11 protein-coding genes are annotated in these 16,236 nt (G+C 73.7%); 8 read left to right on the top strand and 3 right to left on the bottom strand.

Translation table 11 applies throughout. From position 1 onward, the window contains the following. Positions 1 to 4 precede the first annotated feature (4 nt). The 3 genes from ACIHAD_RS02540 (at position 5) to ACIHAD_RS02530 (ending at position 2,741) form a co-directional block, all read left to right on the top strand. Positions 5 to 745: an SDR family NAD(P)-dependent oxidoreductase gene (locus ACIHAD_RS02540; RefSeq protein ID WP_397352552.1), complete on the top strand. Its 741-nt coding sequence runs from the start codon at positions 5 to 7 to the stop codon at positions 743 to 745. A gap of 88 nt (positions 746 to 833) precedes the next feature. After that, complete coding sequence (locus tag ACIHAD_RS02535) at positions 834 to 1,940, top strand: NAD(P)H-dependent flavin oxidoreductase (RefSeq protein WP_397352551.1); 1,107 nt, start codon at positions 834 to 836, stop codon at positions 1,938 to 1,940. A 24-nt stretch (positions 1,941 to 1,964) separates the two neighbouring features. Continuing rightward, positions 1,965 to 2,741 carry an arginase family protein gene (locus ACIHAD_RS02530; RefSeq protein ID WP_397352550.1) on the top strand — a complete coding sequence of 259 codons (777 nt, stop codon included), beginning with the start codon at positions 1,965 to 1,967 and terminating at the stop codon, positions 2,739 to 2,741. A 33-nt stretch (positions 2,742 to 2,774) separates the two neighbouring features. On the opposite strand, the gene ACIHAD_RS02525 is transcribed toward ACIHAD_RS02530, so the two are convergent. Then, positions 2,775 to 3,248, bottom strand: coding sequence for a carboxymuconolactone decarboxylase family protein (locus ACIHAD_RS02525; protein ID WP_397352549.1), 474 nt, complete (start codon positions 3,246 to 3,248; stop codon positions 2,775 to 2,777). A gap of 193 nt (positions 3,249 to 3,441) precedes the next feature. Then, entirely contained in the window at positions 3,442 to 4,251 is an 810-nt protein-coding gene (locus tag ACIHAD_RS02520) for a crotonase/enoyl-CoA hydratase family protein (protein ID WP_397352548.1), read from the bottom strand. Between the two features lie 126 nt (positions 4,252 to 4,377). Here ACIHAD_RS02520 and ACIHAD_RS02515 point away from each other — a divergent pair, with 126 nt between their 5' ends. From ACIHAD_RS02515 to ACIHAD_RS02495, 5 genes are read left to right on the top strand one after another with little or no spacing between them, the layout of a single operon-like run. After that, the gene (locus tag ACIHAD_RS02515) at positions 4,378 to 5,928 is read left to right on the top strand and encodes an acyl-CoA synthetase (RefSeq protein ID WP_397352547.1); all 1,551 of its coding nucleotides are present in this window, start codon (positions 4,378 to 4,380) and stop codon (positions 5,926 to 5,928) included. Next, positions 5,918 to 6,820, top strand: coding sequence for a Zn-ribbon domain-containing OB-fold protein (locus ACIHAD_RS02510; RefSeq protein ID WP_397352546.1), 903 nt, complete (start codon positions 5,918 to 5,920; stop codon positions 6,818 to 6,820). Before ACIHAD_RS02515 ends, ACIHAD_RS02510 begins: the two co-directional genes overlap by 11 nt. Next, on the top strand, positions 6,817 to 7,836 hold the full coding sequence (locus ACIHAD_RS02505; protein WP_397352545.1) for a thiolase domain-containing protein: 1,020 nt from the start codon (positions 6,817 to 6,819) through the stop codon (positions 7,834 to 7,836). Before ACIHAD_RS02510 ends, ACIHAD_RS02505 begins: the two co-directional genes overlap by 4 nt. Before the next feature lie 3 nt (positions 7,837 to 7,839). After that, positions 7,840 to 8,988 (top strand): thiolase domain-containing protein, encoded by a 1,149-nt coding sequence (locus tag ACIHAD_RS02500; RefSeq protein ID WP_397352544.1) that lies wholly within the window; start codon positions 7,840 to 7,842, stop codon positions 8,986 to 8,988. After that, complete coding sequence (locus ACIHAD_RS02495; protein ID WP_397352543.1) at positions 8,988 to 10,586, top strand: acyl-CoA synthetase; 1,599 nt, start codon at positions 8,988 to 8,990, stop codon at positions 10,584 to 10,586. Before ACIHAD_RS02500 ends, ACIHAD_RS02495 begins: the two co-directional genes overlap by 1 nt. A gap of 3 nt (positions 10,587 to 10,589) precedes the next feature. Here ACIHAD_RS02495 and ACIHAD_RS02490 read toward each other — a convergent pair whose 3' ends face one another. Beyond that, positions 10,590 to 16,187 carry a hypothetical protein gene (locus ACIHAD_RS02490; protein ID WP_397352542.1) on the bottom strand — a complete coding sequence of 1,866 codons (5,598 nt, stop codon included), beginning with the start codon at positions 16,185 to 16,187 and terminating at the stop codon, positions 10,590 to 10,592. Positions 16,188 to 16,236: the final 49 nt, after the last annotated feature.

The following is a 16,236-nucleotide window of genomic DNA, read 5'->3' as shown; positions in this document are numbered from 1 at the left end:
CGCTGTGAGGGATGCGCTCGGGGCCGTGGACAGCGTGTTGCTGCTGGGCGGGCGCAGTGAGATCGGCCTGGAGATCGTCAGGCTGCTGGTCGGGCTGGGGGCGAGCAAGGTCGTGCTGGCCGCCCGGGGCGAGCTGGTGCCGCCGGCTGACCTCGCCGCGGAGGTGCACGTCCTGCCGTTCGACGCGCTGGACGTGGGCTCGCACGCCGCCGTCCTCGCCGGGGCCGTGGAGCTGGTGGGCGACCTCGACGTGGTGATCTCCGCGTTCGGCGTGCTCGGCAGCCAGGACGACTACGACGCCGACCCGGCCGCCGCCGCCGAGGCCGTCGCGGTCAACTACGGCGGCCACGTCTCCGTGGACCTGCACGCCGCCAGGATCCTGCGCGAGCAGGGGCACGGCACCCTCGTGGTGCTCTCGTCGGTCGCCGGCGCGCGGGTGCGCAAGGCCAACTTCGTCTACGGCTCGGCCAAGGCCGGGCTCGACGGGTTCGCGCAGGGGCTCGGCGACGCGCTGCACGGGTCGGGCGCGCGCGTGCTGATCGTCCGTCCCGGCTTCGTCATCGGCCGGATGACGAAGGGGCTGCCTCCCGCGCCCCTGTCCTCGACGCCCCGCCAGGTGGCCCTGGCCACCGTCCGCGCGCTGCGCGAGGGCGCGTCGTCCGTGTGGGTGCCGCGGGCGCTCGGCCCGGCCTTCGGCCTTCTGCGCCTGCTCCCGAGGCCGCTCTGGCGCCGGCTGCCGCGCTAGAACGCGTTCCATGCCGGAAACCGACCGAGCAAAGGTTCTGGAGTAGAACACGTTGCAGTTAGGCTGCGGCGCGGCTTATCGTCGGGCCATGCGGACACGTGTCACGGACATGTTCGGAATCGAGCTCCCGATCTTCGCGTTCAGCCACTGCAGGGACGTGGTCGCCGCGGTCAGCCGCGCGGGCGGCATGGGAGTGCTCGGCGCGCTCTACTTCACCCCGGAAGAGCTCGAAATGGAGCTCAAGTGGATCGACGACCACGTGGACGGCAAACCGTACGGGGTGGACGTGGTCATGCCCGCCTCCTACGAGGGCGCCGACTTCGCCCCCGAGGAGCTGGTCGGCCGCCTCCAGACGATGATCCCCGAGGGGCACCGCGCGTTCGTCGAGAGCCTGCTGGGCAAGCACGGCGTCCCGCCCCTGTCGTCCGACGCCGATCCCGGCAGGGTGCTGCTCGGCTGGACCGACGCCACCGCCCGTCCCCAGGTCGAGGTCGCGCTCCGCCACCCCATCGCCCTCCTGGCCAACGCCCTCGGCCCGCCCCCGGCCGACGTCGTGGACCTCGCCCACCAGCACGGCGTCAAGGTCGCGGCCCTCGCCTCGACCCCGCGCCACGCGCTCAAGCAGGTCGAGGTCGGCGTGGACGTCGTCGTCGCCCAGGGCACCGAGGCGGGTGGCCACACCGGCGAGATCTCGACCATGGTGCTCATCCCGCAGGTGGTGGACGCCGTGGACGTCCCCGTCCTCGCGGCGGGCGGCATCGGGAACGGACGGCAGATGGCGGCCGGCATGGCCCTGGGCGCGGAAGGCGTCTGGACCGGCTCCCTGTGGCTCACCGTCGAGGAGGCCGACACGCCCGAGATGGCGAAACGCCGCATCCTGGAGGCCACCTCGCGCGACACCGTGCGCTCCCGGAGCTGGACCGGCAAGCCGGCCCGCCTGCTCAGGAACGAGTGGACCGAGGCGTGGGAGTCGCAGGAGTCGCCGGGGACGCTGCCGATGCCGCTGCAGTTCATGCTGGTGTCGGACGCGCTGCGCCGGATCGGCCGCTCGGACGCCTCCGAGCTGGCCACGTTCCCCGCCGGGCAGGTCATCGGCCTCACCAACCAGGTGCGCTCGACGAAGGACGTGGTGTTCGGGCTCGTGGCGGAGTTCGCGGAGGCCCTGGAACGCCTCGACCGCATCACCCAGGACTGATCGTCCGGCTGTTACCGTGGGGACGTGTCGGTCTTATACGTGCCGTATCACCTCGATGAGCACCAGCCCGATCTCAACGTCCCGCTGCCCGGCGGCGTGCCCGTCACCGAGTTCGCCGTCGAGCTGCCCGGACCGGACGTCTGGTCCCGCCTCGGGCAGCTCTACGACGCCGTCGCCGCCACCGTCGAGCGGACCGTACGGGCGGGGGAGCCGCCCGTCGTGGTCTCCGGCGACTGCACGGTGTCGATCGGCATGACGGCGGGCCTGCAACGAGCCGGGCTCGACCCCTCGATCGTCTGGATCGACGCCCACGGCGACCTCCAGACGCTGGAGACGACCACGTCCGGCTACCTCGGCGGCATGGCGCTGCGCTTCCTCCTCGGCTACCGCCCCCGCGACATCGCCGACCGCCTGGCCCTGCGTCCGCCGCCGGAGGACCGCGTGCTCCTCGTGGACGCCCGCGACCTCGACCCGCCCGAGGCCGGCTACCTGGCATCGTCGGGCGTGACCCGGTCGAGCCTCGACGAGGTGACGCCCGAGACCCTGCCGCCCGGCCCGCTCCTGCTCAACCTGGACCTGGACGTCCTCGACCCGTCCTGTCTGCCGGGCCTGCGCTACCCGGCGGCCGGCGGGCCCGACGTCCCGGCGCTGCTGCGGGCCGTACGGGTGGTGCTGGGCAGCGGCCGGCTCGCCGCGCTCAACCTGGCCTGCACGTGGCACCCGGGGCGGGTCGACCCCGGCGGCGTCCGCGAACGCCTGGTCACGACGATCCTCGCCGACCTGCGGGACAGCGCGGGCTGACCCGCAGGTCGTGCCCCTGCGGGAGGTTCCCCGTCAGCCGAACATGCCGGGCTCGTAGTCGCCCGCCGGCTGCTGGACGGCGACGTTCACCCGGTTGAAGGCGTTGATGAGGGCGATCAGGCACACGAGCGCCCCGAGCTGCTCCTCGTCGTAGTGCTTGGCGGCGTTCGCCCAGACCTCGTCCGGGATGCCGCCGGCGGCGTCGGCGATGCGGGTGCCCTGCTCGGCCAGCTCCAGCGCGGCCCGCTCGGCCTCGGTGAACACCTTGGCCTCCCGCCAGGCGGCGACCAGGTTGAGCCGGATCGACGTCTCCCCGGCGTGCGCGGCGTCCTTGGTGTGCATGTCGGTGCAGAAACCGCAGCCGTTGATCTGGCTGGCCCGGATCTTCACCAGCTCCTGCGTCGCGTGGGGGAGACCCGAGTCCAGGATGACCTTGTCGGACGTGATGAGGTGCTTGAGGACCTTGGCCGCGACCTGGTTCTCGAAGAGGTTGAGACGGGCTTCCATGACACGCTCCCTCGCGTGGTCGGCTTCTTCCACCTCTCGGACGGAACAGCCCCGCAGAACGTGACAGAAACCGATGTGACGTGGGTCTCTCTGCCTGACGCGTCCCGCCCGGCTCCTGGCGCCGGATGAGGGGAGTCCGAGCTCTTCGGCGCGGAGCGCCCCCGGGCGAAGGCCCTCGGAGGCGTCGGAGGGGTCAGTGGCCCTGGTAGCGGGCCGGGCGCTTCTCGCGGAACGCCCGGGTGCCCTCCTTGGCGTCCTCCGAACCGATCACCGGCCACCCCAGCTCGTCCGACACCTTCAGGGCCTCCGGCTCCGGCATCCCCAGCGTGTCCCGGTACGTCCGCAAAATGGCCTGCACCGCCAGCGGCCCGGAACCGGCGATGTCCTCCGCCAGCTCACGAGCCGTCGCCAGCGCCCGCCCGTCCGGCACGACCCGGTTGACCAGCCCCATCGCCAGGGCCTCGGCGGCGGTGACGGAACGGCCGGTGAGCAGCAGGTCCATCGCGTGGCAGTACGGGATCTGGCGCGGCAGCCGCACCGCGCTGCCGCCCATCGGGAAGAGCGCACGTTTGGCCTCGAAGAGCCCCAGAGTGGCCGATTCCGCCACCACTCTCAGATCGGTCCCGACCAGCAGCTCCGTGCCACCAGCCACCGCATAGCCCTCGACAGCGCTGATGATCGGCTTTGTTGGCAAATCCTCCCTCAAAAGCCCTTTCCAATGAAAATTCGGGATCTGGGCGGCCCTTGCTTGCACGTCTGGATCGGTCGAGGGTTGGCCCATGGCCTTGAGGTCGGCCCCGGCGCAGAACGTCCCCTCCGCCCCGGTCAGGATCGCGACCCGGATCGAGGGCTCGGCCGACGCGTACGCCCAGGCCGAGGCCAGTCCGATCAGCATGTCCGAGGAGAGGGCGTTGCGGGCCTCCGGCCGGTTCATCGTGACGGTCAGGACGTGGCCGTCGCGTTCCACCCGGCAGTGCGGGGTGCTGATCGGCAGAAGCTCCATGTACGCCTCCCAAGTCCCAGAAGCTACAGAATCAAGCGCTTGCTCCGAACTTTACCCGCGGGATACGCTCCCCACAGCAAACGAGAACAAGTTCCTGTTTTGCTACGCCTGAGCTGAGGAGATCAGATGGGGACGCTCGGTTTCTGGAGGCTGGCGCAGGCGGATCCCGAGTGGATCGCGGCCGTCGACCCCGACGGCACGGAGCACCGCGCGGGTGACCTCCTGGCCCGCTCGAACCGCCTCGTCCACGGGTTACGCGAGCTCGGCCTCCAGCCGGGCGACGGCATCTGCGGCCTGGTGCCGAACGGCGCGGACGGCCTCGTCCTGTATCTGGCCGCGCTCCAGGCGGGCTGGTACTACACGCCGATCAACTGGCACCTCACCGGCCCGGAGATCGGCTACATCGTCTCCGACAGCGAGGCCAAGGCGTTCTTCGTCCACCCCCGGTTCCTCCAGGAGGGCGCCAGGGGAGCCGAGGCGATCGAGCCGCACCGCCGCTTCCTCCTCGGGGACGGCGAGCACGACGGCTTCCGCCCGGCGGGCGACCTGACCGTCGGGCGGCCGGACACCGCGCCGCCCGACCGCACGGCCGGCGCCACCATGCACTACACCTCGGGCACCACCGGCAGGCCCAAGGGCGTCAGGCGCACGCTGAGCGGCCTCGACCCCGACGACGGCGCCGAGCTGATGACCTTCCTGCTCGGCCTGTTCGGCATCACGGCCGGACCGCCCAACGCGCACCTGGTCACCTCGCCGAGCTACCACACCGCCGTCACCCAGTTCGGCGGCAGCGCCCTGCACATGGGCCACACCCTCGTCTACATGGACAGGTGGGACGCCGAGGAGGCGCTCCGGTTGTGCGAGCGCCACCGCGTCACGAACTCCCACATGGTCCCCACGCACTTCAAGCGCCTGCTCGCGCTCCCCGAGGCCACCAGGGCCAAGTACGACCTGTCCTCGCTCACGTGGATGATCCACGCCGCCGCCCCCTGCCCGGTCCCGGTCAAATGGGCGATGTTCGAGTGGTGGGGCGACTGCATCTACGAGTACTACGCGGCCACCGAGGGCGGCGGCACCCTGGCCACGCCCGAGGGCTGGAAGGCGCACCCGGGCACGGTCGGCTCCGCCTGGCCCATCAGTGAGCTGCTGATCGCGGACGACCAGGGCGAACCCGTACCGACCGGCACCCCCGGGACGATCTACATGAAGATGATGGGCGTGCCCTTCGAGTACAAGGGCGACCCCGCCAAGACCGCCGAGAACCGGCTCAAGGACTACTTCACGGTCGGCGACATCGGATACCTGGACGAGGACGGCTTCCTCTTCCTCTGCGACCGCAAGGCCGACATGATCATCTCCGGCGGGACGAACATCTACCCGGCCGAGATCGAGAACGAGCTCATGGTCCATCCCAAGGTCGCGGACGTGGCCGTGTTCGGCATCCCGGACGAGGACTGGGGCGAGCAGATCAAGGCCGTCGTCGAGCCCGCGCCGGGCGTGCCGCCGGGTCCCGGGCTCGCGGCCGAGCTGATCGCCTCGCTGGAGGGCCGCCTGGCCCGGATGAAGTGGCCCAAGAGCATCGACTTCATCGCCGAGATGCCCCGCGAGCCCAACGGCAAGCTGCTCAAACGCAAGCTCCGCGCACCGTACTGGGAGGGTCACGACCGTGCCATCTGACGACCCGCTGGTCGCCCAGCATGTCCTGGAGTTCCCCGGCGGCTACACCCGGACGACCGGGCCGGTGATCGGGCGCTTCCTCACCGAGTTACGCGGCCGCCGCATCGTCGGAGTACGCACGAAGGAGGGCAAGGTCCTCGTACCGCCCCTCGAATACGACCCCGCCACCGGCGAACCCGTCACCTCCGAGTACGTCGAGGTCGGCCCGGCCGGCACGGTCACCTCCTGGGCCTGGGTGCCCGAGCCCCTGGCGAACCACCCGCTCGACCAGCCCTTCGCCTGGGCCACGATCCTGCTGGACGGCGCCGACACCGCGCTCGTGCACGCCGTCGCCGCCGACAACCCCAAGGCGCTGTCGAAGGGCTCCCGCGTCTGGCCGGTGTGGCGCGACCGGCCCACCGGCCACATCACCGACATCGCCCACTTCGCGCCCGAGGTCACGAAGATCGTGTCCAACGTGCGCGCCGAGTACCGCCTCCAGGCGGGCGGCTCGCTCCGCGTCTTCCTGGAGGGCGTCGAGCGCGGTGTCCTCCTCGGCGGACGCTGCGAGCAGTGCGACCAGGTGTACGTGCCCTACCGGATGTCCTGCCCCCAGTGCGGAGGTCTCATCCCGGAGACGCTCGAACTCCCCGACACCGGGACGATCACCACATTCGCCATCAACAACCTGCCGGATCCGCGCGCTCCGGAAGTGCCGTTCGTCTCCGCCTACATCCTGCTCGACCACGCCGACATCCCCATGATCGCCCTGATCGGCGACGTACCCGCGCACGAGGTGCGTCAGGGCATGCGGGTCCGGGCCGTCTGGGTCCCCGAGGAGGAGCGGAGCAAGTCCATGGCGAACATCCGCTGGTTCGCCCCCACCGGCGAGCCCGACGTGGAGTTGTCATGAGAGAGGTCGCGATCGTCGCGTTCGCGCAGACCGTCCACACCGATCACGACACCGGGCTCACCGAGCCCGAGCTGATCCTGCCCGTGATCAGCGAGGTCAAGGAGCGGACCGGGCTGACCAGGTTCGGCTTCACCTGTTCGGGAAGCTGCGACTACCTGGCCGGGGCCCCGTTCTCGTTCGTCAGCGCCCTCGACGCGCTCGGCGCCTGGCCGCCCGTCTCCGAGAGCCACGTCGAGATGGACGGCGCCTGGGCCCTGTACGAGGCCTGGGTCCGCCTCCAGCACGGCGACATCGACTCGGCCCTGGTCTACGGCTTCGGCAAGTCGTCGCTCGGCGACCTCCGCACGATCCTGACCCTCCAGCTCGACCCCTACTACCTGGAACCCCTCGGCCTCGACCAGCTCTCGCTGGCCGCCCTCCAGGCGAACGCGCTCGACGCGGACAGGAAGCACCTCGACGAGATCGTCCGGAGATCCAGGGCGGACGGCAGGAGCAATCCGTACGCGCTCGACCTGCCCGAACCGGACGGCGAGGACGTCGCGGTCGAACCCCTCAGGAAGACGGACGTGCCACCCGTCACGGACGGCGCGGCGGCGATCGTGCTCGCCACGGAGGAACTGGCCCGGCGGCTGACCAGCCGTCCCGCCTTCATCAAGGGCATCGCCCATCGCATCGAGCCCCACTACCTGGGCCTGCGGGACCTGGCCCGGTCGGTCTCCGCGGCCGATGCCGCACGAGCCGCGGGGGTCGGCAAGGGCCCGGTCGAGGTGGCCGAGCTGCACGCCCAGTTCCCGCACGAGGAGCTCATCCTCCGCGAAGCGCTCGAACTGGGCGGCGACACGGTGATCAACCCGTCCGGCGGCCCGCTCGCCGCCAACCCCGTCATGGCCACGGGTCTCATCCGCATCGGCGAGGCCGCGCGGCGCATCCTCGACGGCGGCGCGAGCCGCACCGTCGGGCACGCCGCCGGCGGCCCCTGCCTGCAGCACAACCTCGTCACGGTCCTGGAGGCGTGAATCATGGGCAACCGGTGCGCGGTGATCGGGGTCGGGCAGACGCGCTACACCACCAAGCGCAGGGACGTCTCCATCGCCGGCCTGGTCCGCGAGGCGGCGCTGCGGGCCCTGGAGGACGCGGGGCTGACGTTCAAGGACATCGACGCCGTCGTGGTCGGCAAGGCGCCCGACCTGTTCGAGGGCGTGATGATGCCCGAGGCGTACCTGGCCGACGCGCTCGGCGCGGCGGGCAAGCCGATGATGCGGGTGCACACCGCGGGCAGCGTCGGCGGCTCGACGGCGCTGGTCGGCGCGAGCCTGATCCAGGGCGGCGTGCACGAGCGGGTGCTCGTGGTGGCCTTCGAGAAGCAGTCGGAGTCCAACGCCACCTGGGCGCTCTCCACCCACCTGCCCTTCAGCGCGTCGCTCGTGGTCGGCGCGGGCGGCTACTTCGCGCCGCACATCCGCGAATACATGCGCAGGTCCGGTGCGCCCGGCCACATCGGCACGCTGGTCGCCGTCAAGGACCGGCTGAACGCGCTCAAGAACCCCTACGCCCACCTCAGGATCCCCGGCATCGACCAGAAGATGGTCGAGTCCACGCCGATGCTCTGGGAGCCGATCCGCTACCTGGAGACCTGCCCGTCCAGCGACGGCGCGTGCGCGATGGTCCTGGCCGCCGAGCACAAGGTCACCGGCACCCCCGCCTGGGTGCACGGCACCGCCATGCGCTCGGAGCCCATCTTCCGGGCCGGCCGCGACACCGTCAGCCCCCAGGGCGGCAAGGACTGCGCCGCCGACGTCTACCGCCAGGCCGGCGTCACCGACCCGCGCCGCGAGATCGACGTGGCCGAGGTGTACGTGCCCTTCTCCTGGTACGAGCCGATGTGGCTGGAGAACCTCGGGTTCGCGGCGGAGGGCGAGGGCTGGAAGCTGACCGAGTCCGGCGCCACGGCCCTCGACGGCGACATCCCGTGGAACGCCTCGGGCGGCGTGCTGTCGAGCAACCCGATCGGGGCCTCGGGGCTGATCAGGTTCGCCGAGGCCGCGCTCCAGGTGCGCGGCCAGGCCGGCGAGCACCAGGTGGACGGCGCCCGCACGGCGCTCGGCCACGCCTACGGCGGCGGAGCGCAGTTCTTCGCGATGTGGATCGTCGGACGGGAGAGACCCTGATGGAGTTCAACCACGCGGACCTGTTCGAAGCACTCGCCGACGCGATCGGGGACCGCACCGCCGTCATCTGCGGCGCCGACCGGCGTACCTACGCCGAGCTGGACGCCGAGGCCAACCGGCTCGCCCACTACCTCACCGGCCTGGGCGTCGGGCCGGGCCAGCACGTCGGGCTGCACCTGTACAACGGCGTGGAGTACCTGGCCGGGCTGCTGGCCGCGCTCAAGATCCGGGCCGTGCCGATCAACGTCAACTACCGGTACGTCGAGGCCGAGCTGCTCTACCTCTACCAGGACGCCGACCTGCGCGCGCTGGTCTACGACGTCGAGTTCGACCCGCGCGTGGCCGCCGTCGCGCACCAGGCGCCGCTGCTCGACCACCTGATCGCGGTCGGGGGCGAGTCGTCGATCGCCGCCGCCGTGCCGTACGCGGCGGCGCTGGAGCGCGGCAAGCCGGAACGCGGCTTCGCCCCGCGCACCGGCCAGGACGTCTACATCATCTACACCGGCGGCACCACCGGCATGCCCAAGGGCGCGATGTGGCACGTCGAGGACCTCTTCATGGCGTTCGGCGGCGGCAACCCGTACGGCGACCCGCGCGCCACCCCGCAGGAGGTCGTCGACGAGGCCGTCAAGGCCGACCCGATGATCATGATGGCCGCCTCGCCGCTCATGCACGGGGCCGCGCAGATGGCCACGTTCATCAGCTGGTGGTCGGGCGGCACGATGGTGCTCGTCCCCAGGTTCGACGCCGGCGAGGTGTGGCGGGCGGTCGAGCGCGAGCGCGTGCTCACCATGAGCATCACGGGCGACGCCATGGCCCGGCCGCTGGCCGAGGCGCTGGAGACGGGCACGTACGACCTGTCGTCGCTGTTCGTGGTCAGCTCGACCGGCGCCATCCTGAGCGGCGCGGTCCGCGACCGGCTCCAGGGCCTGCTGCCCGCCGTCATGATCGTGGACAGCTTCGGCTCGACGGAGTCCGGCTACACCGCCTCCGCGCTGCCCGGCTCCACGCCCGAGACCGGGCTGCGCTACCAGCCCAACCCGTCGGCCAGGATCAGCGTCCTGGACGAGCGGGGACGTCCCGTTCCACCGGGTTCGGGGCAGATGGGGACGGTGGCCAGGTCCGGCCGGGTGGCGTTCGGCTACTACAACGACCCGGACAAGTCGGCGCGCACGTTCGTCACCGACCCCGACGGCACCCGCTGGCTGCTCACCGGCGACCTGGCGACCGTGGACGCCGACGGCACCGTGCACGTGTTCGGCCGCGGCTCGCAGTGCATCAACACCGGCGGCGAGAAGGTGTTCCCCGAGGAGGTCGAGGCCGTGCTCAAGGGGCATCCGGCCGTGTTCGACGCGGTGGTGACCGGCGTGCCGGACGACCGGTGGGGCAGCAGGGTGGCGGCCGTGGTCGAGCCGCGCCCCGATGTCGAGGTGACCGCCGCCGAGCTGGACGCCCACTGCCGGGCGTCGCTGTCGGGGTACAAAGTGCCGCGTTCGTACGCGTTCGTGAAGGAGATGGTGCGCTCGCCCGCCGGCAAGGCCGACTACCGCTGGGCCAGGGAGACAGCCGAAGCCGCCTCGTCCCGCGCCGGGGGGTGACGGTTAGGTCGCGCGTAGCTCGGCCTCCAGCCGGGCCGCCTCCTCGCGCCTGCCGGACTTCTCCAGCAGCCGCAACCGGCCGCGCAGCACGTCGCGGAGCAGGTCGGTGAGCTCGCCGTTCACGCCGTTCAGGCCGTGCTCGCCGTCGCCGGGGGTCAGCAGGCCGCGCAGCAGGCCGTGCGCGACCCGCAGCGCGGTGTCGGCCGCGTCGTCCCTGCCCAGCTCCTGGTGGCAGAAGCCGAGCCGGGCGTGGGCGACGGCGGCGGCCGGCTCGTCGTCGATGAGCAGGGTGCCGCGGTGGAAGACCAGGCTCGCCTCCAGCGCCCGCCCCGACTCCGTCAGGGCGTCGCCCAGCATGAGCAGCGCGCGCGACAGGATGCCGCCGAGCAGGGGGTTGGCGGGGGCGTGGCGTTCGAGCGCGGCGACGGCCTCGCGCAGCGGCCCCACCGCCTCCTCCGGCTGCTCGCGCAGCCGGAGCGCGGCGGCCAGCGTCAGCCCGGCGCCCGCCCGGCTGACGTGCAGCGCCTCCGCGTTCATGCCCGTGGTCAGCAGCTCGTCGTAGATCGCGATGGCCTCGCGGGCCCGTTCCTCGGCCTCCGCCGCCGCGCCGGGACGCAGCAGAGGCAGCAGCTCCGAGCTCTGCGCCAGCGAATCGGCCAGGATCGCCCGGTACGTCAGGTTGCCCGGCGACCGCCTGGCCAGCCGGATCAGCTCCTCGGCCAGCGCGCCGGCCTCCCGCGCCTCGCCCAGCATCATGTGGCACCTGACCAGGCGCTGGGTGGCGAGGGCGCGCCGGATCGTGCGGGGCGGATGGCCGGTGACGGCGATCCTGGCGTACTCGGCGGCCTCCTGGGGACGTCCGGCGGCCAGCAGGTCGTCGGCGATCGTCCCGGCCACCTCGGCCGCCGCCGCGGGCCGCGCGAGCCGGACGTGGAGCCGCATGGCCTCCACCAGGTGGGCCAGCGCCTCCTGCGTCCGGCCGGACGCGCGCAGCACCTGCCCGCGCACCTGGATCGCCTGCGCGCGCACGCCGAGCAGCCCGGCCTCGCCGCCGCGTTCCTGCTCGGCCAGCGACCAGGTCACCGCCTCCAGCGCGGCCTGCGGGCGGTCCAGGGCGGCCAGGGCCGCGCCGAGCTGGGCGTACGTGACGGCGGCGACGGCGGGGTCGTCCAGCTCGTCGCAGAGATCGGCGGCGCGTTCGGCGTGGGCCAGCGCCTCCACCGCCCGACCGGCCTCCATCAGCTTGACCGCGTACCTGTTCAGCGTCTCGGCCAGCGCCCTCCCGTCCTCGGACAGCAGGTCGACGGCCTGCTCCAGGGTGGCCAGGCCGGCGTCGCCGAGCGCGGCCAGCGCCAGGCCCAGGGAGCGCCGGTGGCGGGGGTCGAACGCGGCCAGGCTCTTGTGGACGCGTACGGCCGGGGCCGCCGTTCCGCCGCTCAGCATCAGGCAGCGGCCGAACCGTTCGTGCAGCAGCGGGTTCTCGCTGACCGGAGCCTCGTGCTCCAACGCCTCGGCGAACGCCGTGAGCTGCGGCAGCAGCCTGGCGGCCGTCCTGGCGGTGGACGCGCGCAGGTGGGCGGACAGCTCGTCCACGACCGTCGTGAGCGCGTCGGCGCGGGGCAGCGGACGTACTCGGAGAAGCTGCGCGTACAGGTCGGTGCCGGCGGACGGGCCGTGCCCGGTCACGCGCAGCCTGGCCAGGCGGGCCAGGGCCCGCACGTGCACGCCGGTCAGGTCGCGGGTGAGCGGGCCCTCCTCGGCCGTCAGGGCGACGCCCTTGGCCAGTTCGGCGGCGGCGAGGTCGCGTTCGTTCAGGTCGGCGTGGCACAGGCCGCTGAGCTCCAGGCAGGTGGCGGTGAGCAGGCGGGTGCGCTCGGGTGGCTCGGGCGCGAGGATGTCCAGGGCCCGGGTGACCGATTGGAGCGCTCCCGCCCCGTTCCCGCGCGACAGGCGGAGGCCCGCGTGCAGGCGCAGCGCGCCCGCCAGCGCGACCGGCGACTCCAGGCGCTCGGCCACCAGGCCCTCGCACAGCGCGACCAGCCGTTCCGCCTCGGCGTCCGCGGCGTCCGGGCGGCCGGTGCGGTCCAGCGCGACGATCTCCAGGACGAGCAGCCTGGCCAGCTCCTGCCGCACCACGAAGCTGCCCTCGGCCTGCGGCCCGTCCGCGCCCTCCGCGCCCTCCACTGCGGTGAGGTGCCGTTCGGCTCTGGCCACGTCGGGCGGCGCGGTGATCAGGGTCAGCATCCAGGGTTGCTCGTCCGCCCCGGCGGCGGCGGCCGGGTCGTCCACCGACTCCCGCCAGGCCCGGACCTCCTCCCGATGCCGCCGGTAGGACGGGTCATCTGCGCTCAGAACCTCGTACAGCCCGGCCGCTGCCTCCATGTGGGCACGGGCGTCGGCGGGGCGGCCGAGCTCGGCCAGGCAGAGGCCCAGCAGGTGCCTGGAGCGGGCCTTCGCGGCCGCGTGCCGCCCGGTCAGCGGGAAGGCGACGATCACGGCGTCCTGGAGCGGGTCGAGCGCCTCGCGCGGGCGGCCGTCGGCCAGCAGCAGTTCGCCCAGGTCCAGGAGCTGGGCGGCCAGGGCCGGGCGGTGCTCGTCGGGTTCGAGCGCGACCAGCGCGCGCAGGCTCCGCACCGCCTCGGCGGCGAACCGCTCGGCCTGGTCGGGGTCGTGCAGGTCGCGGTGGAGCCCGGCCAGCAGGCCCGCGGCCTCGGCCAGCAGCCGCCGCAGCTCCGGCTCCTCGCCCGCCAGGCCGCGCAGCCGTACGACGGCCTCGGCGGCGGGGGCGACGGCCTCGGCCGCCCTGCCGTGCTCGCCGAGCCACGCGGCCAGCAGGCACAGCCGCTGAGCCAGGTCCCGATCGGTCGGCGCCACGCCCGCCACGGCGGCCGTGGCCGCCACGACGAGGCAGGCGGCCAACTCGGGCAGGGCCCCGGAACCGGCCCCGGCGAAGGCGAGCGGCGGGACCGGCGCGGGGACCCGCCTGACGACGCCGGGGGTGGGCGTGTCCATGGGGGAGGTGTGCAGTGCGAGGACGCCTGTCAGGGCGGCGGCGACCTCGCCGTCCCCGCCCGCCGCCGCGAACGCCTGCACCGCCTCGGCGGTCCGTCCCGAGCCCAGCAGCGCGCACGCCAGGTTGTGGTACGCCCGAGCCGCCCGTGCCGCGTACCGGGGGTCGTCCTCGGCCAGGATGCGGAACCGGGTGGCCGCCTCCTGCGCGGGCCTGAGCGCGCCGCCGGGCTCGCCCGCGAGCAGCAGGCACGAGCCCAGGACGAACAGCGCCTCCGCCTGACCGGCCGCCTCCTCGTACGGGGGAGCGGCGGCGAAGATCTCGACGGCCTCGGCGGCGGCCGCCACCGCCTCGCCCACCCGTCCGACGGCCGCCAGCCGGGCCGACAGCCGGGACAGCGCACCCGCCAGCGCGGTCCGCCTGCCACCCTCCCGGAAATGCCGTACGGCCAGCTCGGCCAGCGTCACCTCAAGGGCCCGCAGCCCGAGCGGCGACCCGGCCCGCGACTCGTCGGGCGGCGCCGCCACAGCCGCGATCGTCGCGCGGTCGGCGGGCAGCAGCGTGAGCGCGGCGTTGAGGAGGTCGCCGAGCCGGGTGGCGGGGTTCGCCGCCGCCTCGGCGACCAGCGCCCCGATCCTGGACGTCACCAGCACCCGCAGCGCCCGCCCGACCTCCGCCCGTCCCGCGCCCTGGCTGAGCACGTCGAGCAGGCGCACCAGATGCCCCGGCGAGCGCCGCTCGTGGTCGTGCACGGCCAGGACCAGCGCGTCCAGGTCCTCGGTCTCGGCGAGCGCCTGCTCGGCCACCAGGTCGGGCCCGAGCGGGCACAGCCGGTCCACGCCGGGGAAGACGCGTCCCAGCCAGTCGGCGACGACCGCCGTGGCGTGGGGATCGCCGTGCAGGGCGGGCACGGCCGACAGCAGGCCGGGCAGCTCGGCGGGGGTGGGGGCGGTGAGCGTGAGCAGGGCGACGGCCTGCCGGGCGGTGGTCCCGTCCACCTGTTCGCGGCCGGTGGGCCAGACGGTGGCCCACTGGTCGCGCTCGCGGTCGAGGAAGCGGCTGAGCAGCTCCTCGCCGGAGGTGGCCACCGGGCGCGTCCGGGTCCCGCCCCGGCCGCCGGGACGGAAGGCGTTCCAGGGCGCCGGGCCGGGCTCCGGCGCCGTGCGGTAGGGCGGGGCGCCGATGCCGCCGCCCGGCAGGGTGCCCGGGGCGGCGGGCGCGGGCAGGACCTCCGTCTCACCGTCGCGCAGCCGCAGCAGGGCCGCCAGGTGGACACGGAGCGGCAGGCCGTACTCGGGGTCGTCCAGGCGCGGGGGCGGGGGGAGCGCGGCCCGGCTCGGCGCGAACGCCTTCATGGCGGTGAACGCGTGCTCGGTGCGCTCGTTCAGGGTGAGCGGGTGCTGGTTGAGCTGCACGGTCGTGGTGTTGAGCCGGCGCAGCCAGCCGCCCGCCGCCGTGTCCAGCCGCCGCCACCACTCCGCGTCGCCGGGCTCGCGGGCCTGCAACAGCACCCGTACGCGAGGGTTGTGCCCGTGTGTGGCCAGCCGCCGTACCAGCTCGCCCACCAGCGGAGCGGACGGCTCCGGCGACTCCACGACGACCAGCGAGGGCCGCACCGCCTCCAGCGGCACCGCCTCGGGCCCGGACAGGGCGGCGAGCGCGGCGTCCAAGGCCAGGAGACCGGCGTCCCAGCCCGCTTCCCGCAGCTCCTCGCACAACTCCCCGGCCAGCCGGGCACGGCCCGTGCCGCTCCGCCCGGTCACCACCGCGACCGACAGCGCGGCCGGTTCCGCGGCCCAGGCGCGCAGGGCCGCGAGCTGCCCGCCCCGCCCCGCGTACGGCACCACGGCGTGCCGCGGCAGCAGCAGCCGCCAGTCGGGGCAGTCGGACGGCAACGGCTCCCGCGCCGGCAGCAGCAGCCCGGACAGGACAATCCGCCCGTCACCGGCGGAAACGCTCTCCAGCGGGCCCGGCGGCGTCCCGGTGAGCTCGCGGAACCGGTCGTCGCCCAGCAGCACGCCGACGGGCACCGCGTCGAGCCGCGTCCCGGCGTGCCCGGCGGCCGAGGCGAGAACGACGGCGGCGACCTGCCCGGCGGGCTCGGCCAGCAGCGCGGCCCCGGCCAGGCCCGCCCGCACCTCCGTGGACGGCGAGGGGCCGGGCACGTCCATGGAGAGCGTCCGCGAGGCCGGGCCCGTGGGCGCGGCGGCCAGTCCGGACAGCACCTGGACGTCCCGGAACCCCGACCGCCGCAGCGCTCTCGGGAACCCCATGGCCAGGCACGGGATCCGGTCCCCGGCCAGGGCGGCCCACCGGACGTGCCCGATGCCGGGCACGTCGGCCCACGGCGGTCCGGGCACCCGCAGTAGCGCCGCGCCGTGCCCGCGCCAGACCTGCTCGGCCGCCGCCCACCGGGACGACCACGGCGGGCGTACCTGGCAGGGCGCGCCGGGGTCCACCACCAGGGACGAGGTCAGCACGAGCTCCGGGCCGATCACATGACCGGTTCCGGTCACGCCGACCACGTCGTCGTGACCCGAGTAGACCTCGACGACTCGTTCGAGGCCGAGGCGGTGCGGTGGCGCGTCCATGGGTCCGCCTAGCTGCTACGTCCCGGCTTTTCGTCCCCCGATTGATCTC

The sequence above is a fragment of the Nonomuraea sp. NPDC052265 genome (assembly GCF_044547985.1).
Taxonomy (GTDB): domain Bacteria; phylum Actinomycetota; class Actinomycetes; order Streptosporangiales; family Streptosporangiaceae; genus Nonomuraea.
Note: the sequence above shows the minus strand (reverse complement) of the source record. Positions and strands in the feature narration are given on the sequence as shown.